General features: G+C 51.2%; 24 protein-coding genes. 18 read left to right on the top strand and 6 right to left on the bottom strand.

Features of this window, described 5'->3' with window-relative positions; translation table 11 throughout:
* Window position 1: 1 nt before the first annotated feature.
* The 12 genes from rpmD (at window position 2) to AAIR21_RS25115 (ending at window position 6,284) form a co-directional block, all read left to right on the top strand.
* Window positions 2-181 carry a 50S ribosomal protein L30 gene (gene rpmD / locus AAIR21_RS25170; RefSeq protein ID WP_003863301.1) on the top strand — a complete coding sequence of 60 codons (180 nt, stop codon included), beginning with the start codon at window positions 2-4 and terminating at the stop codon, window positions 179-181.
* Window positions 182-184: 3 nt separating this feature from the next.
* Entirely contained in the window at window positions 185-619 is a 435-nt protein-coding gene (gene rplO, locus AAIR21_RS25165) for a 50S ribosomal protein L15 (RefSeq protein ID WP_003863304.1), read from the top strand.
* Window positions 620-626: 7 nt separating this feature from the next.
* Entirely contained in the window at window positions 627-1,958 is a 1,332-nt protein-coding gene (secY, locus tag AAIR21_RS25160) for a preprotein translocase subunit SecY (RefSeq protein ID WP_014171896.1), read from the top strand.
* A 31-nt stretch (window positions 1,959-1,989) separates the two neighbouring features.
* The gene (gene rpmJ / locus AAIR21_RS25155) at window positions 1,990-2,106 is read left to right on the top strand and encodes a 50S ribosomal protein L36 (protein ID WP_000868187.1); all 117 of its coding nucleotides are present in this window, start codon (window positions 1,990-1,992) and stop codon (window positions 2,104-2,106) included.
* 146 nt (window positions 2,107-2,252) lie between these two features.
* Complete coding sequence (gene rpsM / locus AAIR21_RS25150; protein WP_003863308.1) at window positions 2,253-2,609, top strand: 30S ribosomal protein S13; 357 nt, start codon at window positions 2,253-2,255, stop codon at window positions 2,607-2,609.
* 16 nt (window positions 2,610-2,625) lie between these two features.
* Complete coding sequence (rpsK, locus tag AAIR21_RS25145; RefSeq protein WP_003863312.1) at window positions 2,626-3,015, top strand: 30S ribosomal protein S11; 390 nt, start codon at window positions 2,626-2,628, stop codon at window positions 3,013-3,015.
* A 32-nt stretch (window positions 3,016-3,047) separates the two neighbouring features.
* Window positions 3,048-3,668: a 30S ribosomal protein S4 gene (rpsD, locus tag AAIR21_RS25140; RefSeq protein ID WP_004868345.1), complete on the top strand. Its 621-nt coding sequence runs from the start codon at window positions 3,048-3,050 to the stop codon at window positions 3,666-3,668.
* A 25-nt stretch (window positions 3,669-3,693) separates the two neighbouring features.
* Window positions 3,694-4,683, top strand: coding sequence for a DNA-directed RNA polymerase subunit alpha (locus AAIR21_RS25135; RefSeq protein ID WP_002919219.1), 990 nt, complete (start codon window positions 3,694-3,696; stop codon window positions 4,681-4,683).
* 40 nt (window positions 4,684-4,723) lie between these two features.
* A complete protein-coding gene (rplQ, locus tag AAIR21_RS25130) occupies window positions 4,724-5,110 on the top strand; it encodes a 50S ribosomal protein L17 (RefSeq protein ID WP_001216372.1) in 387 nt (128 codons plus the stop codon).
* A 107-nt stretch (window positions 5,111-5,217) separates the two neighbouring features.
* The gene (locus AAIR21_RS25125) at window positions 5,218-5,586 is read left to right on the top strand and encodes a DUF1992 domain-containing protein (protein WP_014171895.1); all 369 of its coding nucleotides are present in this window, start codon (window positions 5,218-5,220) and stop codon (window positions 5,584-5,586) included.
* A 2-nt stretch (window positions 5,587-5,588) separates the two neighbouring features.
* The gene (zntR, locus tag AAIR21_RS25120) at window positions 5,589-6,011 is read left to right on the top strand and encodes a Zn(2+)-responsive transcriptional regulator (RefSeq protein WP_020882974.1); all 423 of its coding nucleotides are present in this window, start codon (window positions 5,589-5,591) and stop codon (window positions 6,009-6,011) included.
* 57 nt (window positions 6,012-6,068) lie between these two features.
* Window positions 6,069-6,284 (top strand): alternative ribosome-rescue factor A, encoded by a 216-nt coding sequence (locus AAIR21_RS25115; protein WP_014171893.1) that lies wholly within the window; start codon window positions 6,069-6,071, stop codon window positions 6,282-6,284.
* Here the strand turns inward: AAIR21_RS25115 and mscL are convergent, their stop codons facing one another.
* From mscL to def, 5 genes are all read right to left on the bottom strand, one after another.
* Complete coding sequence (mscL, locus tag AAIR21_RS25110) at window positions 6,285-6,698, bottom strand: large-conductance mechanosensitive channel protein MscL (protein WP_014171892.1); 414 nt, start codon at window positions 6,696-6,698, stop codon at window positions 6,285-6,287. It lies immediately after the preceding gene.
* Window positions 6,699-6,844: 146 nt separating this feature from the next.
* Window positions 6,845-8,221, bottom strand: a complete 1,377-nt coding sequence (gene trkA, locus AAIR21_RS25105; protein ID WP_014171891.1) for a Trk system potassium transporter TrkA — start codon at window positions 8,219-8,221, stop codon at window positions 6,845-6,847.
* 22 nt (window positions 8,222-8,243) lie between these two features.
* On the bottom strand, window positions 8,244-9,530 hold the full coding sequence (rsmB, locus tag AAIR21_RS25100) for a 16S rRNA (cytosine(967)-C(5))-methyltransferase RsmB (RefSeq protein WP_032669677.1): 1,287 nt from the start codon (window positions 9,528-9,530) through the stop codon (window positions 8,244-8,246).
* A gap of 52 nt (window positions 9,531-9,582) precedes the next feature.
* The gene (gene fmt, locus AAIR21_RS25095; RefSeq protein ID WP_020882976.1) at window positions 9,583-10,530 is read right to left on the bottom strand and encodes a methionyl-tRNA formyltransferase; all 948 of its coding nucleotides are present in this window, start codon (window positions 10,528-10,530) and stop codon (window positions 9,583-9,585) included.
* A gap of 25 nt (window positions 10,531-10,555) precedes the next feature.
* Window positions 10,556-11,065, bottom strand: coding sequence for a peptide deformylase (def, locus tag AAIR21_RS25090; RefSeq protein WP_008503479.1), 510 nt, complete (start codon window positions 11,063-11,065; stop codon window positions 10,556-10,558).
* 128 nt (window positions 11,066-11,193) lie between these two features.
* Between def and dprA the strand changes: the two genes are divergently transcribed.
* From dprA to AAIR21_RS25060, 6 genes are read left to right on the top strand one after another with little or no spacing between them, the layout of a single operon-like run.
* Window positions 11,194-12,318, top strand: a complete 1,125-nt coding sequence (dprA, locus tag AAIR21_RS25085; protein ID WP_032669679.1) for a DNA-protecting protein DprA — start codon at window positions 11,194-11,196, stop codon at window positions 12,316-12,318.
* Entirely contained in the window at window positions 12,290-12,763 is a 474-nt protein-coding gene (smg, locus tag AAIR21_RS25080) for a DUF494 family protein Smg (protein WP_014171887.1), read from the top strand. The genes dprA and smg overlap by 29 nt, the downstream gene beginning before the upstream one ends.
* 26 nt (window positions 12,764-12,789) lie before the next feature.
* Window positions 12,790-13,347, top strand: a complete 558-nt coding sequence (locus AAIR21_RS25075; RefSeq protein WP_014171886.1) for a DNA topoisomerase family protein — start codon at window positions 12,790-12,792, stop codon at window positions 13,345-13,347.
* Window positions 13,337-13,909 carry an L-threonylcarbamoyladenylate synthase type 1 TsaC gene (gene tsaC / locus AAIR21_RS25070; RefSeq protein ID WP_020882978.1) on the top strand — a complete coding sequence of 191 codons (573 nt, stop codon included), beginning with the start codon at window positions 13,337-13,339 and terminating at the stop codon, window positions 13,907-13,909. The genes AAIR21_RS25075 and tsaC overlap by 11 nt, the downstream gene beginning before the upstream one ends.
* 4 nt (window positions 13,910-13,913) lie before the next feature.
* Window positions 13,914-14,732: a shikimate dehydrogenase gene (gene aroE / locus AAIR21_RS25065; RefSeq protein ID WP_020882979.1), complete on the top strand. Its 819-nt coding sequence runs from the start codon at window positions 13,914-13,916 to the stop codon at window positions 14,730-14,732.
* On the top strand, window positions 14,729-14,977 hold the full coding sequence (locus tag AAIR21_RS25060) for a DUF1488 domain-containing protein (RefSeq protein ID WP_014171883.1): 249 nt from the start codon (window positions 14,729-14,731) through the stop codon (window positions 14,975-14,977). Before aroE ends, AAIR21_RS25060 begins: the two co-directional genes overlap by 4 nt.
* Here the strand turns inward: AAIR21_RS25060 and AAIR21_RS25055 are convergent.
* The gene (locus AAIR21_RS25055; protein WP_014171882.1) at window positions 14,953-15,507 is read right to left on the bottom strand and encodes a gamma carbonic anhydrase family protein; all 555 of its coding nucleotides are present in this window, start codon (window positions 15,505-15,507) and stop codon (window positions 14,953-14,955) included. The two genes, AAIR21_RS25060 and AAIR21_RS25055, sit on opposite strands and share 25 nt — an antisense overlap.
* Window positions 15,508-15,731 lie beyond the last annotated feature (224 nt).

Raw genomic sequence — 15,731 nt, 5'->3', positions numbered from 1 at the left:
CATGGCAAAGACTATTAAAATCACTCAAACCCGCAGTGCAATCGGTCGTCTGCCGAAACACAAGGCAACGCTGCTTGGCCTGGGTCTGCGTCGTATTGGTCATACCGTTGAGCGCGAGGATACTCCCGCTGTTCGTGGTATGGTCAACGCGGTTTACTTCATGGTTAAAGTTGAGGAGTAAGAGATGCGTTTAAATACTCTGTCTCCGGCCGAAGGCTCTAAAAAGGCGGGTAAACGCCTGGGTCGTGGTATCGGTTCTGGCCTCGGCAAAACCGGTGGTCGTGGTCACAAAGGTCAGAACTCTCGTTCTGGCGGTGGCGTACGTCGCGGTTTCGAGGGTGGCCAGATGCCACTGTACCGTCGTCTGCCGAAGTTCGGCTTCACTTCTCGCAAAGCAGCGATTACAGCGGAAATCCGTCTGTCTGACCTGGCGAAAGTTGAAGGCGGCGTTGTAGACCTGAACACGCTGAAAGCGGCAAACATTATCGGTATCCAGATCGAGTTCGCGAAAGTGATCCTGGCTGGTGAAGTTTCTACTCCGGTAACTGTTCGTGGCCTGCGTGTTACTAAAGGTGCTCGTGCTGCTATCGAAGCCGCTGGCGGTAAAATTGAGGAATAAGTAGCAGATGGCTAAGCAACCGGGATTAGATTTTCAAAGTGCCAAAGGTGGATTTGGCGAGCTGAAACGCAGACTGCTGTTTGTTATCGGCGCGCTGATTGTGTTCCGTGTTGGCTCTTTTATTCCGATCCCTGGTATCGATGCCGCTGTACTTGCCAAACTGCTTGAGCAACAGCGAGGCACCATCATTGAAATGTTTAACATGTTCTCTGGTGGTGCTCTCAGCCGTGCTTCTATCTTCGCTCTGGGTATCATGCCGTATATTTCGGCATCGATTATTATCCAGCTGCTGACGGTCGTTCATCCGGCCCTGGCAGAACTGAAGAAAGAAGGGGAGTCTGGACGTCGTAAGATAAGCCAGTACACCCGTTACGGCACTCTGGTGCTGGCAATATTCCAGTCGATCGGTATTGCTACCGGTCTACCGAATATGCCTGGTATGCAGGGCCTGGTATTAAACCCAGGCTTTGCATTCTATTTCACCGCTGTTGTAAGTCTGGTCACAGGAACAATGTTCCTGATGTGGCTCGGCGAACAGATTACTGAGCGTGGTATCGGTAACGGTATCTCAATCATTATCTTCGCTGGTATTGTTGCGGGTCTCCCGCCAGCCATTGCCCACACTATCGAGCAAGCGCGTCAAGGCGACCTGCACTTCCTCCTGTTGCTGTTGGTTGCAGTATTAGTATTTGCAGTGACGTTCTTTGTTGTCTTCGTTGAACGTGGTCAACGCCGCATTGTGGTGAACTACGCTAAGCGTCAACAAGGTCGTCGTGTCTATGCTGCACAGAGCACACATTTACCGCTGAAAGTGAACATGGCGGGGGTTATCCCGGCTATCTTCGCTTCCAGTATTATTCTGTTCCCGGCAACCATCGCGTCATGGTTCGGGGGCGGTACTGGTTGGAACTGGCTGACAACAATTTCGCTGTATTTGCAGCCTGGGCAACCACTTTATGTGTTACTCTATGCGTCTGCGATCATCTTCTTCTGTTTCTTCTACACGGCGTTGGTTTTCAACCCGCGTGAAACAGCAGATAACCTGAAGAAGTCCGGTGCATTTGTACCAGGAATTCGTCCGGGAGAGCAAACGGCGAAGTATATCGATAAAGTAATGACTCGCCTGACTTTGGTTGGTGCGCTTTATATTACTTTTATCTGCCTGATCCCGGAGTTCATGCGTGATGCAATGAAGGTACCGTTCTACTTCGGTGGGACCTCACTGCTTATCGTTGTTGTCGTGATTATGGACTTTATGGCTCAAGTGCAAACTCTGATGATGTCCAGTCAGTATGAGTCTGCATTGAAGAAGGCGAACCTGAAAGGCTACGGCCGCTAAATGGTCGCCTGAGAAGTTACGGAGAGTAAAAATGAAAGTTCGTGCTTCCGTCAAGAAATTATGCCGTAACTGCAAAATCGTTAAGCGTGATGGTGTCATCCGTGTGATTTGCAGTGCCGAGCCGAAGCATAAACAGCGCCAAGGCTGATTATTTCGCATATTTTTCTTGCAAAGTTGGGTTGAGCTGGCTAGATTAGCCAGCCAATCTTTTGTATGTCTGTACGTTTCCATTTGAGTATCCTGAAAACGGGCTTTTCAGCATGGTGCGTACATATTAAATAGTAGGAGTGCATAGTGGCCCGTATAGCAGGCATTAACATTCCTGATCAGAAACATGCTGTGATCGCATTAACTTCGATCTATGGCGTCGGCAAGACCCGTTCCAAAGCCATTCTGGCTGCAGCGGGTATCGCTGAAGATGTTAAGATCAGTGAGCTGTCTGAAGAACAAATCGACACGCTGCGTGACGAAGTTGCCAAATTTGTCGTTGAAGGTGATCTGCGCCGTGAAATCAGCATGAGCATCAAGCGCCTGATGGATCTTGGTTGCTATCGCGGTTTGCGTCATCGTCGTGGTCTGCCAGTGCGCGGTCAGCGTACTAAGACCAACGCACGTACCCGTAAGGGTCCGCGCAAACCGATCAAGAAATAATCGGGGTGATTGAATAATGGCAAAGGCACCAGTTCGTGCACGTAAACGTGTAAGAAAACAAGTCTCTGACGGCGTGGCTCATATCCATGCTTCTTTCAACAACACCATCGTTACTATTACTGATCGTCAGGGTAACGCTTTGGGTTGGGCAACAGCCGGTGGTTCCGGTTTCCGTGGTTCTCGCAAATCCACTCCGTTTGCAGCTCAGGTTGCAGCAGAGCGTTGCGCAGAAGCCGTAAAAGAATACGGCATCAAGAATCTGGAAGTTATGGTTAAAGGTCCGGGTCCGGGTCGTGAATCTACTGTTCGCGCTCTGAACGCCGCTGGTTTCCGCATCACGAATATTACTGATGTGACTCCGATCCCTCATAACGGTTGTCGTCCGCCGAAAAAACGTCGCGTATAACGCTCGTTTTTTAGGTTAGTTGGAGATAGAAAATGGCAAGATATTTGGGTCCTAAGCTCAAGCTGAGCCGTCGTGAGGGCACCGACTTATTCCTTAAGTCTGGCGTTCGCGCGATCGATACCAAGTGTAAAATTGAACAAGCTCCTGGCCAGCACGGTGCGCGTAAACCGCGTCTGTCTGACTATGGTGTGCAGTTGCGTGAAAAGCAAAAAGTTCGCCGTATGTACGGTGTGCTGGAGCGTCAGTTCCGTAACTACTATAAAGAAGCAGCACGTCTGAAAGGCAACACAGGTGAAAACCTGCTGGCTCTGCTGGAAGGTCGTCTGGACAACGTTGTTTACCGTATGGGCTTCGGCGCGACTCGTGCTGAATCACGCCAGTTGGTTAGCCATAAAGCAATCATGGTAAACGGTCGTGTTGTTAACATCGCTTCTTATCAGGTTAAAGCGAATGACGTTGTTAGCATTCGTGAGAAAGCGAAAAAGCAATCTCGCGTGAAAGCCGCTCTGGAGCTGGCTGAGCAGCGTGAAAAGCCAACCTGGCTGGAAGTTGATGCTGGCAAGATGGAAGGTACGTTCAAGCGTCAGCCAGAACGTTCTGATCTGTCTGCGGACATTAACGAACACCTGATCGTCGAGCTTTACTCCAAGTAAAGCTTAGTACCAAAGAGAGGACACAATGCAGGGTTCTGTGACAGAGTTTCTAAAACCGCGCCTGGTAGATATCGAGCAAGTGAGTTCGACGCACGCCAAGGTGACCCTTGAGCCTTTAGAGCGTGGCTTTGGCCATACTCTGGGTAACGCACTGCGCCGTATTCTGCTCTCATCGATGCCGGGTTGCGCGGTGACCGAGGTTGAGATTGATGGTGTACTTCATGAGTACAGCACCAAAGAAGGCGTTCAGGAAGATATCCTTGAAATCCTGCTCAACCTGAAAGGGCTGGCGGTGAGAGTTCAGGGTAAAGATGAAGTTATTCTTACTCTGAATAAATCTGGCATTGGCCCTGTGACTGCAGCCGACATCACCCACGACGGTGATGTTGAAATCGTCAAGCCGCAGCACGTGATCTGCCACCTGACCGATGAGAACGCAGCGATTAGCATGCGTATCAAAGTTCAGCGCGGTCGTGGTTATGTGCCGGCTTCTGCCCGAATTCATTCGGAAGAAGATGAGCGCCCAATCGGCCGTCTGCTGGTCGACGCATGCTACAGCCCTGTAGAGCGTATTGCCTACAATGTTGAAGCAGCGCGTGTAGAACAGCGTACCGACCTGGACAAGCTGGTCATCGAAATGGAAACCAACGGCACAATCGATCCTGAAGAGGCGATTCGTCGTGCGGCAACCATCCTGGCAGAACAACTGGAAGCTTTCGTTGACTTACGTGATGTTCGTCAGCCGGAAGTGAAAGAAGAGAAACCAGAATTCGATCCGATCCTGCTGCGCCCTGTTGACGATCTCGAATTGACTGTCCGCTCTGCTAACTGCCTCAAGGCAGAAGCTATCCACTATATCGGTGATCTGGTACAGCGTACCGAGGTTGAGTTGCTGAAAACGCCGAACCTGGGTAAAAAATCTCTTACCGAGATTAAAGACGTGCTGGCTTCACGTGGTCTGTCTCTGGGCATGCGCCTGGAAAACTGGCCACCAGCAAGCATTGCTGACGAGTAACCGGATCACAGGTTAAGGTTTTACTGAGAAGGATAAGGTCATGCGCCATCGTAAGAGTGGTCGTCAACTGAACCGCAACAGCAGCCATCGCCAGGCTATGTTCCGCAACATGGCAGGTTCACTGGTTCGTCATGAAATCATCAAGACGACCCTGCCTAAAGCGAAAGAGCTGCGTCGCGTAGTTGAGCCGCTGATTACTCTTGCCAAGACTGACAGCGTTGCAAATCGTCGTCTGGCATTCGCCCGTACTCGTGATAACGAGATCGTGGCAAAACTGTTTAACGAACTGGGTCCGCGTTTCGCGAGCCGTGCCGGTGGTTACACTCGTATTCTGAAGTGTGGCTTCCGTGCAGGCGACAACGCTCCGATGGCTTACATCGAGCTGGTTGATCGTTCAGAATCTAAAGCAGAAGCTGCTGCAGAGTAATCTGTAGTAACGTAAAAAAACCCGCTTCGGCGGGTTTTTTTATATCCGCTGAATCCCCACTTCTCTACAATATCTGTATCTTTTCTGTTCATCCTCTGGAGTTATTCATGTGGTTGCTCGACCAGTGGGCAGAACGCCATATCAGCGATGCTCAGCGAAAAGGCGAATTTGATAACCTTGCGGGACGCGGCGAGCCGTTAGTGCTTGATGATGATTCGCATGTTGCCCCTGAATTACGGGCCGGATATCGCTTACTCAAAAATGCCGGTTGTTTACCACCGGAATTGGAGCAGCGTAAAGAGGCCATGCAACTGGCTGACCTGCTGAAAGGGATTCGCAAGGATGATCCCAGCCACCGTGAAATTAGCCGTCGACTGGCTCTCATCGAACTCAAAATGCGTCAGGCTGGAATGAGCACAGACTTTTTGCACGGTGAGTACAGTGACAGGCTAATGCAGAAAATAAATGAGGAATAACCATGTACCGTATCGGTGAACTTGCCAGGCTTGCTAACGTAACGCCGGACACTATCCGCTATTACGAAAAGCAGCAGATGATTGATCACGAGGTTCGTACTGAAGGTGGATTTCGACTCTATACCGATCATGACCTGCAGCGCTTACGGTTTATCCGCTACGCTCGCCAGCTTGGTTTCACGCTGGACTCGATCCGCGAGTTACTTTCGATCCGCATCGATCCTGAACACCATACTTGCCAGGAGTCGAAGAGCATCGTACAGGCAAGGCTTGATGAAGTTGAAGCGCGTATACAGGAACTGCAGACCATGCAGCGTTCTCTGCAACGGTTGAATGACGCCTGCTGCGGTACAGCCCATAGCAGTATTTATTGTTCAATTCTTGAAGCCCTTGAACAGGGGGCCAGTGGAACCCAGGGTAGTTGATTTTTACTTCATCCGGGACTAGACTCCCCTCGACATACACCATGCTCAGGAGAAATTATGAGCCGCTATCAGCATACGAAAGGGCAAATTCAGGACAATGCCATTGAGGCACTGCTCCACGACCCGCTTTTCAGGCAGCGTATTGAGAAGAATAAAAAAGGAAAAGGGAGTTATTTACGAAAAGGGAAACATGCAAAACGGGGTAACTGGGAGGCCAGTGGCAAGCAAGCGAATCGCTTTTTTACCACTGGCCTTCCTTTTTTCAACGTCTGATTAAGAGCGGTTATTTTGCTCTTTCAAAAGATCGCGAATTTCAGTCAATAACACTTCTTCTTTTGTCGGGGCAGGCGGCGCAGCCGGTTCTTCAGCCTTTTTACGGTTAAGCTTATTGATAAGCTTGATAGCCATAAAAATGGCGAACGCCACGATCACGAAATCAAATATGTTCTGAATGAAAACGCCATAATGCATAACAACGGCAGGGACATCACCCTGTGCATCCCGAAGCGTCACGGCAAACTGTTTAAAATCAATGCCCCCGATTAACAGCCCGAGGGGAGGCATAATAATGTCGGCTACCAGTGATGAAACGATCTTACCGAACGCTGCACCGATAATGACACCCACTGCCAGATCCACCACATTCCCGCGCATCGCAAATTCGCGAAATTCTTTAACTAAACTCATTTTCTTCTCCTTGAGCCAACTGACGATTATAAGTTTAACAAATGATTAGTTAATTTCCATTGGGGATAATTAATCGTTATGAAAAATAAAAGGCATGGGAATAAGAGGGTTAATAATCAGGTGCTCTTTTATAAGCACCTGATTGATTACAGGAAGAATGGACTTGGCTGGAATAAACGTTCGACGTCGGTAATAAACTTTTTATCGGTAAGGAACATAATGACGTGGTCGCCTTGCTCGATACGTAAATTATCATTCGCAATCATCACGTCGTTTCCACGCACCACGGCACCAATAATTGTTCCCGGTGGCAGTTTAATTTCATCGATAGCGCGGCCCACAACGCGTGATGTGGTTTCATCACCATGAGCAACGGCCTCAATGGCTTCAGCCACACCGCGGCGAAGGGAAGATACGCCAACAATATCCGCCTTACGAACATGGCTCAGCAGGGCTGAAATGGTTGCTTGCTGCGGTGATATCGCGATATCAATAACGCTTCCCTGCACGAGGTCAACGTAGGCGCGGCGTTGAATAAGCACCATGACTTTTTTTGCCCCCATACGTTTGGCGAGCATGGCGGACATAATGTTCGCCTCGTCGTCGTTAGTGACGGCAATAAACAGATCAACTTGATCAATATGCTCTTCTGCCAGCAGCTCTTGATCAGAGGCATCGCCATAAAACACGATGGTGTTTTGCAGCTTTTCAGCCAGCTCAGCCGCGCGCTGTTGATCGCGCTCGATCAACTTCACGCTGTAGTCTTTTTCCAGCCTGTGCGCCAGACCCGCGCCGATATTACCACCGCCAACGAGCATAATGCGTTTATACGGTTTTTCGAGACGCTGCAGTTCGCTCATTACGGCGCGAATATGCTGAGATGCCGCGATGAAGAAGACTTCATCACCTGCCTCGACTATGGTTGAACCCTGTGGGCGAATTGGCCTGTCATGGCGGAAAATGGCTGCAACGCGGGTATCAATATGCGGCATATGCTCACGCATGGTGGAGAGCGCATTACCGATCAATGGGCCGCCGTAATAGGCCTTAACGACCGCCAGGCTCACTTTACCTTCGGCGAAGTTCACCACCTGCAGCGCACCAGGATATTCGATCAGGCGGTAGATATTGTCGATAACCAGCTGTTCTGGGGCGATGAGATGGTCGATAGGGACCGCTTCGGAATTAAACAGCTTCTCTGCATCCCGGACATAGTCCGGGGAGCGGATGCGCGCGATCCGGTTCGGCGTGTTGAACAACGAATAGGCCACCTGACATGCCACCATGTTGGTTTCGTCAGAACTGGTCACCGCAACCAGCATGTCAGCATCGTCGGCGCCCGCTTCACGCAGGACACGCGGGTGCGAGCCATGACCTTGCACGACGCGAAGGTCAAATTTGTCCTGTAAAACACGCAGCCGATCGCCATTGGTATCGACAATCGTGATGTCATTATTTTCGCCAACAAGGTTTTCAGCCAGCGTCCCACCAACCTGTCCGGCGCCCAGAATGATTATCTTCATATCTCGTGACCTGTTCTCAACATCACTCTTTGATTAGCTTAGCGTAAAAGAAGCCATCACCTTCTTCAGCGGCCGGCAGATTCTGCAGGCCTGGGCGTTCAGGCGTGCCCGTGTCGTGTAGCACTGCATCCGGGGTACGTTTAAGGAAGGCTGCAATCTGCTGACTGTTTTCTTCCGGAAGGACCGAACAGGTCGCATAGACCAGTGTGCCTCCTGGCTTCAGGTGTGGCCAAATGGCATCAAGAATGTCGGATTGCAGTTGAGTCAGTTCCTTGATATCGCGATCGCGACGCAACCACTTGATATCCGGGTGGCGACGAATAACGCCGGTTGCCGAGCAGGGAGCATCCAACAAGATGCGATCGAATTGCGTTTCACCACACCATTCTGCGGGTTTACGGCCATCGCCTTGCTTAACCTGCGCTTTCATTCCCAGGCGCTTAAGGTTGTCATAGACGCGTGAAAGACGCTGCTCATCGACATCCACGGCCATGACGTTTGCCTGAGGGGCCACTTCCAGAATATGCGTCGTCTTGCCGCCTGGCGCGGCGCAGAGATCGAGGATGTGCTCGCCGTTTTTAGGTTCCAGCCAGGCCATGCAGCCCTGCGCGGAAGCATCTTGTACGGTCACCCAGCCTTCATCAAAACCAGGTAAAGCATGTACCGGAGCAGGAGAGGCTAAACGCACAGCGTCAGGATATGCTTCATGTGTGAAGCCGCTCATTCCAGACTCTTCCAGTAAAGCCAGCCAGGCATCGCGCGTATGGTGATTACGGTTGACGCGTAACCACATCGGCGGACGCTGATTATTCGCGTCGGCAATTGCCTGCCACTGCTCTGGCCAGGCTTTTTTAAGGCGATTCAGAAGCCAGTCAGGATGCAGATAACGTGCTTCACTTTGCTCGAACTCAGCCAGAAGCTCTTCCTGCTGTCGCTGGAACTGGCGCAGAACGCCATTAATCAACCCTTTCAGCATAGGACGTTTAATCACAACGGCACCTTCCACTGTCTCAGCCAGTGCGGCATGAGGCGGGATACGCGTGTGAAGAAGCTGATAGAAGCCAACCATAATCAAATAATGCAGGGTGCGCTGCTTGCCGGTCATTGGACGTGACATCAGCTTATTAACCAGCCACTCGAGCTGAGAAAGCGTGCGCAGGACGCCAAAACAGAGCTCCTGAAGCAGGGCTTTGTCTTTGTCGGACACTTTTTGCTGCAAAGCTGGCAGGATATTGCTCAATGACTGGCCCTGCTCGACAACCTGCTCAACGGCCTGAGCCGCCATACTGCGTAAATTTTGTTTTTTCATAACCGTAAAAATAAAAATGCCCGGAAACACCGGGCGCTAAAATTAAATGAGGTCAGGCAAGGCGATTGCCCGGGATAAACCATTCGCGACGAGAATTTAACAAATCCTGTGCGCTCATCGCCTTCTTACCCGCAGGTTGTAGCGATTCCAGATTCAGGATCCCTTGTGCGGTAGCTACCTGAATACCGTTCTTGCTGGCGTCGATAATCGTACCGGGATCAGCCGTTGTGTGACCGTCAATAAGGGAGGCTTTCCAGACTTTCACCGGCTGCTCGTCGATAACCATCCAGCTCATCGGCCATGGATTAAAGGCGCGAATGCAGCGTTCAAGTTGAGCCGCTGACAGAGACCAGTCAATCCGGGCTTCTTCTTTACTCAATTTTTCAGCGTAAGTGACCAGCGCTTCATCCTGAACTTCAGGTTTCGCCGTATTATTCGCAATCTGCTGGAGGGTTTCAATCAGCCCTTGCGGGCCAAGCTCTGCCAGCTTGTCATACAGGGTGGCACTGGTATCCTCGGCCGTAATGGGGCAGGCCAGTTTATAAAGCATGTCACCGGTGTCTAAACCTACATCCATCTTCATGATTGTGACGCCCGTTTCAGCATCACCCGCCCATAAAGAGCGCTGAATAGGTGCTGCCCCGCGCCAGCGTGGAAGCAGAGAACCATGCACGTTAATGCAACCCAGGCGAGGCATATCAAGCACAGCTTTTGGCAGAATTAAACCGTAAGCCACCACCACCATTACATCGGCATTCAGGTCAGCGACAAGCTGCTGGTTTACCTGAGGGCGCAAGGATGCTGGCTGGAAAACAGGTAACCCATGCTCTTCTGCCAGCACCTTAACAGGACCTGGCATCAGTTTTTTACCACGGCCAGCCGGGCGATCCGGTTGGGTAAACACGCCAACAACCTGGTGGCCAGAAGATAACAGCGCGTCAAGATGACGCGCTGCAAAATCAGGGGTTCCCGCGAAGATAATACGTAGTGATTTAGACACGATGATCCTTGTATCCGGGGGGACGTTATGCGCGAGAACGCAAACGATCCAGTTTCTCTACTTTCTGACGAATTCGTTGCTGCTTCAGCGGCGAGAGATAATCGATAAACAGTTTACCGACCAGATGATCCATCTCATGCTGAATACAGATCGCCAGCAGGTCGTCAGCTTCCAGTTCGAACGGATTGCCGTCACGATCCAAGGCGCGAATTTTCACTTTTTCGGCACGCGGCACTAAAGCACGCTGTTCCGGAATAGACAGACAACCTTCCTCAATACCTGTTTCGCCACTCTTCTCGAGCAGCTCAGGATTGATTAACACCAGGCGGCCATCGCGATTTTCAGATACGTCGATCACGATAATACGCTTGTGAATGTCGACCTGAGTGGCCGCAAGACCAATACCTTCTTCGGCGTACATGGTATCGAACATATCATCAACGATACGCTGAATTTCTGCATTCACTTCTTTTACCGGTTCAGCGACGATGCGAAGGCGCTCGTCCGGAATATGTAACACTTGCAAAACTGCCATAAATTTCCAGAGTCGTGTTCAGGAGTTGATAAGAATATTATCTCCTATTCTAGACAAAACCCCCATCGATTGACAGCATCAGTGACCAATCGCAATGATTGCGGAGGCCGCTTATGGCAGGGGAAAGGATGACATCGACTGAGTTATGGCTACGGTTAATACACACCGGTTCTCTTTATGGCGATGTGATGCTGGAAGCGGCAGCACGATTGCACAACCAGACAACCATTGACGGTCCCGTTGTCAGAGACGCCGGTCTGTCTGTCAAACAGGCTGCACGGTTCTTTGCGCTCAGAGAAAGTGAGCTGGAAAGTAGCCTGCTCTGGCTCGAACAGCCGGGTAACCATCTGATCACGGCGGAGCATCCTCTTTATCCTCCTTTACTCCGGACGATCCCGGATTATCCAGGCGCAGTCTTTGTTAAAGGCAACCCTGATGTACTGAATGCAGTTCAGCTGGCGGTTGTTGGCAGCCGTGCACCGTCATGGTACGGCGAGCGATGGGGAAAAATTCTCTGTGAACAGCTTTCTCAAAGTGGTTTAACGATCACCAGCGGGCTGGCCTGCGGAATTGACGGTGTCGCCCACAACGCTGCGCTATCGGCAAAAGGGCGTAGCGTTGCGGTGCTGGGTAACGGTCTCTTTAGTATTTATCCTCGTCGGCATCAGGCGCTGGCTGCGCGGCTTATCGATTCTGGTGGCGCGATAGTGTCTGAGTTTCCGCTGTCAGCGCAGCCCCGGCCGGGACACTTTCCCCGGCGTAATCGAATTATCAGCGGGCTAAGTCAGGGGGTATTCGTGGTTGAAGCAGCGGTACGCAGCGGTTCGCTTGTGACCGCACGGTGCGCGCTTGAGCAGGGGCGAGACGTGTTTGCCTTACCCGGCCCAATTGGTAACCCGGGCTGCGAAGGGCCGCACTGGCTGATAAAGCAGGGTGCAACACCGGTAACGGAAGTCAGAGACATTCTTGAAAATTTGCAATATGGATTGCAACGGCTGCAGGAAGATCCCGAAAAGCGACATTATTCATCAGATCAGGGAAAGGTGGCATTGCCATTTCCCAAGCTCCTGGCTAACGTAGGAGATGAGGTAACACCTGTTGACGTTGTCGCTGAACGTGCCGGCCAACCTGTGCCAGTTACGGTAGCACAGCTACTCGAACTGGAGTTAGCAGGATGGATCGCAGCTGTACCCGGCGGCTATGTCCGATTAAGGAGGGCAAGCCATGTTCGACGTACTGATGTATTTGTTTGAGACTTACATCCATAACGAAGCAGAAATGCGAGTGGATCAGGACAAATTGACACAGGATCTTACCGATGCGGGGTTTGAGCGGGAAGATATCTATAATGCGTTGATGTGGCTGGAAAAACTGGCTGATTATCAGGAAGGCCTCGCCGAACCGATGCAGTTAGCTTCTGACCCATTGTCTGTGCGCATCTACACAGCTGAAGAGTGTGAAAGGCTGGACGCGAGCTGCCGGGGATTCATTTTATTCCTTGAGCAGATTCAGGTGCTAAACCTCGAAACGAGAGAGATGGTGATAGAGCGCGTTATGGCGCTGGATACGGCAGACTTCGAACTGGAAGACCTCAAGTGGGTCATCCTGATGGTTCTGTTTAATATTCCAGGCTGTGAAAATGCCTATCAGCAAATGGAAGAATTACTCTTTGAAGTGAATGAAGGTATGCTGCATTAATTCAATGTGCAGCACCAAGAGTTGTTATGGCCAAATCAGCACTATTCACGGTGCATAAAAATGAGCCCTGCCCGCAGTGCGGGGCTGAACTTGTTATTCGGTCCGGGAAACACGGCCCGTTTCTCGGTTGTTCCCACTATCCGGAATGTGATTATGTCCGTCCCCTGAAAAGCCAGGCGGATGGACATATCGTCAAAATTCTGGAGGGACAGCTTTGCCCTCTTTGCGGCGGCGAGTTAGCGCTACGTCAGGGCCGTTTCGGCATGTTTATTGGCTGTAGCCACTATCCTGAATGTGAACATACAGAACAAATTGATAAACCTGATGAAACGGCTATTGCCTGTCCTCAATGCCAGCGTGGACAGCTCGTGCAGCGCCGTTCTCGTTTTGGTAAGACCTTTCATTCCTGCGATCGCTATCCTGAATGTCAGTTTGTTATCAATTTCAAACCGGTAGCGGGTGTCTGCTCTCATTGCAATTATCCGTTACTTATAGAGAAAAAAACGGCGCAAGGTTTGAAACGCTTCTGCGCCAGTAAACAATGTGGAAAGCCGGTTCCGGCGGATCAAAACAGTGAAGAATAACCTGCCATCAGGCTCCATTGCTCATGCGGTGGATGTCCTGAAAAATGAAGAAGTCATCGCCTATCCAACTGAAGCTGTTTTTGGGGTCGGTTGCGATCCTGACAGCGAAACGGCCGTTGGCCGACTGCTCACACTTAAACAGAGGCCAGTCGAAAAAGGGCTTATTTTAATCGCTGCTAACTATGAGCAGCTTAAGCCTTATATCGATGATTCCATGCTAACGCCGGAGCAGCGGGAGACTATTTTCTCAGCATGGCCCGGCCCCGTGACCTTTGTTTTCCCGGCGAAGCCGACAACGCCGCGCTGGTTGACCGGGCGCTTTGATTCCCTCGCCGTGCGCGTGACGGACCATCCGCTGGTGGTCGAACTTTGCCTGGCCTTTGGAAAACCACTGGTCTCAACCAGCGCGAATCTGACCGGGCAGCCACCTTGCCGCACAACCGACGAAGTAAGGGCGCAGTTTGGGAATGATTTCCCGGTTGCCGTCGGTGAGACGGGAGGGCGCCTCAATCCGTCTGAAATCCGCGACGCCTTGACCGGCGAACGTTTTCGCCAGGGGTAATCCAATGGAAACCTATGCTGTTTTTGGTAATCCGATAGCGCACAGCAAGTCACCGTTAATCCATCAACTGTTTGCCGAGCAACTGCAAATAAATCATCCCTATGGCCGCGTGCTGGCACCTGTTGATGCATTTATTCCTGCGCTGGAGGGTTTCTTCAACGCGGGTGGCAAAGGTGCGAATGTAACGGTACCGTTTAAAGAGGAAGCCTTCGAACGTGCGGATGAACTCACCGAGCGTGCTTCCCTTGCGGGTGCAGTGAATACCTTAAAACGGCTTGAGGATGGACGCCTGCTGGGAGACAACACTGACGGAATTGGGTTACTGAGCGATCTGGAAAGGCTCTCGTTTATTAAGCCTGGTTTCAGGGTTCTGCTGATTGGTGCGGGCGGAGCGTCGCGGGGAGTATTGCTGCCTCTGCTGTCACTGGATTGCGCGGTGACCATTACAAACAGGACCTTCTCGCGGGCAGAAGCGCTGGCTACGTTGTTCGCACATACCGGCAGCGTGAGCGCGGTCGCCCTGGATGAACTTGCCGATCGTGAGTTTGATCTGATCATCAACGCCACCTCCAGCGGTATCGGTGGTGACGTGCCGGCGATCCCTGCTTCGCTGGTAAGTGCCCATATTTACTTCTACGATATGTTCTATCAGAAAGGGAAGACACCTTTTTTGAGCTGGTGTGAACAGCACGGCGGAAAACACGTAGCCGATGGGCTGGGAATGCTGGTGGGACAGGCGGCACACGCGGTGCTGCTCTGGCACGGTGTATTGCCTTCGGTCGAACCGGTCATTGAAAAGCTGAAAAGGGAGCTCAGGGCGTGAATCAGGCAATTCATTTTCCGGACAGGGAAAGCTGGGACGAGAGTAAACAGGCGGTCTGTTTCCCGGTGCTGGTGCATGGAATGCAACTTACCTGTGCCATTCGTGGGGAAACGCTGTTGCGTCGCTTTGGTGGTTCAGACCCGTTAGAGGTGTTTTGTGAAAATCGCTGGGATCTTGAAGAGGAAGCCAGCGATTTAATCCGCGATCAGCAGGAAGACGATCAGGGCTGGGTCTGGGTATCCTGACTCAGATAGTCATTCTTCCATTTAACGTAGTTATTCGCCGAGTATTTTAATCCTTCGATCTCTGCCTCCTTCAGGGGGCGGATCTGTTTTACCGGGCTTCCCAAATAGAGATAGCCGCTCTCCAGTCTTTTGTTCTGGGGAACAAGGCTGCCTGCGCCAATCATCACGTCATCTTCTACAATGACGCCATCCAGCAAAATCGACCCCATGCCAACGAGAACTCGATTACCAATAGTGCAGCCGTGAAGCATCACTTTATGGCCGACGGTGACATCTTCTCCAATGATGAGTGGATTGCCCTGGGGGTTATAGGAGGATTTGTGGGTTACGTGCAGAACGCTACCGTCCTGAATATTGGTGCGTGCACCAATGGCCACATGGTTTACATCCCCCCGAATGGCGACGAGCGGCCAGATACTGACGTCATCGGCCATTCGAACATCGCCGATGACCACGCTGCTGGCATCGATCATCACGCGATCGCCTTTTTGGGGGAGAAGATCTTTATAAGGACGTAATACTGCGGACATATCTACCTCGAACGATGAGCACTATATAGAAGACTTGATCATATTATTGGATCGAGGCAAGGCAAAAAGCGTCAATATTTAAGCATATTGGGTGGGATTTCAGCGAAAAGCGCGGAAAATCGACAGTTGGAAAAAAAGATCCAAAAAGTACTTGTGCTAAAAATTGGGATCCCTATAATGCGCCTCCATCGACACGGCGGATGTGAATCACTTCACAGTTAACC

It is taken from the genome of Enterobacter sp. PTB, from assembly GCF_051130085.1.
In the GTDB taxonomy this organism is placed as follows: Bacteria; Pseudomonadota; Gammaproteobacteria; order Enterobacterales; family Enterobacteriaceae; genus Enterobacter; species Enterobacter ludwigii.
Note: the sequence above shows the minus strand (reverse complement) of the source record. Positions and strands in the feature narration are given on the sequence as shown.

Excerpts from the sequence above, each read along its gene's own strand:
- rpmD (WP_003863301.1), top strand. The coding sequence starts at position 2 with ATGGCAAAGACTATTAAAATCACTCAAACCCGCAGTGCAATCGGTCGT.
- rplO (WP_003863304.1), top strand. The coding sequence starts at position 185 with ATGCGTTTAAATACTCTGTCTCCGGCCGAAGGCTCTAAAAAGGCGGGT.
- secY (WP_014171896.1), top strand. The coding sequence starts at position 627 with ATGGCTAAGCAACCGGGATTAGATTTTCAAAGTGCCAAAGGTGGATTT.
- rpmJ (WP_000868187.1), top strand. The coding sequence starts at position 1,990 with ATGAAAGTTCGTGCTTCCGTCAAGAAATTATGCCGTAACTGCAAAATC.
- rpsK (WP_003863312.1), top strand. The coding sequence starts at position 2,626 with ATGGCAAAGGCACCAGTTCGTGCACGTAAACGTGTAAGAAAACAAGTC.
- rpsD (WP_004868345.1), top strand. The coding sequence starts at position 3,048 with ATGGCAAGATATTTGGGTCCTAAGCTCAAGCTGAGCCGTCGTGAGGGC.
- AAIR21_RS25135 (WP_002919219.1), top strand. The coding sequence starts at position 3,694 with ATGCAGGGTTCTGTGACAGAGTTTCTAAAACCGCGCCTGGTAGATATC.
- rplQ (WP_001216372.1), top strand. The coding sequence starts at position 4,724 with ATGCGCCATCGTAAGAGTGGTCGTCAACTGAACCGCAACAGCAGCCAT.
- AAIR21_RS25125 (WP_014171895.1), top strand. The coding sequence starts at position 5,218 with ATGTGGTTGCTCGACCAGTGGGCAGAACGCCATATCAGCGATGCTCAG.
- zntR (WP_020882974.1), top strand. The coding sequence starts at position 5,589 with ATGTACCGTATCGGTGAACTTGCCAGGCTTGCTAACGTAACGCCGGAC.
- AAIR21_RS25115 (WP_014171893.1), top strand. The coding sequence starts at position 6,069 with ATGAGCCGCTATCAGCATACGAAAGGGCAAATTCAGGACAATGCCATT.
- mscL (WP_014171892.1), bottom strand. The coding sequence starts at position 6,698 with ATGAGTTTAGTTAAAGAATTTCGCGAATTTGCGATGCGCGGGAATGTG.
- trkA (WP_014171891.1), bottom strand. The coding sequence starts at position 8,221 with ATGAAGATAATCATTCTGGGCGCCGGACAGGTTGGTGGGACGCTGGCT.
- rsmB (WP_032669677.1), bottom strand. The coding sequence starts at position 9,530 with ATGAAAAAACAAAATTTACGCAGTATGGCGGCTCAGGCCGTTGAGCAG.
- def (WP_008503479.1), bottom strand. The coding sequence starts at position 11,065 with ATGGCAGTTTTGCAAGTGTTACATATTCCGGACGAGCGCCTTCGCATC.
- dprA (WP_032669679.1), top strand. The coding sequence starts at position 11,194 with ATGACATCGACTGAGTTATGGCTACGGTTAATACACACCGGTTCTCTT.
- smg (WP_014171887.1), top strand. The coding sequence starts at position 12,290 with ATGTTCGACGTACTGATGTATTTGTTTGAGACTTACATCCATAACGAA.
- AAIR21_RS25075 (WP_014171886.1), top strand. The coding sequence starts at position 12,790 with ATGGCCAAATCAGCACTATTCACGGTGCATAAAAATGAGCCCTGCCCG.
- aroE (WP_020882979.1), top strand. The coding sequence starts at position 13,914 with ATGGAAACCTATGCTGTTTTTGGTAATCCGATAGCGCACAGCAAGTCA.
- AAIR21_RS25055 (WP_014171882.1), bottom strand. The coding sequence starts at position 15,507 with ATGTCCGCAGTATTACGTCCTTATAAAGATCTTCTCCCCCAAAAAGGC.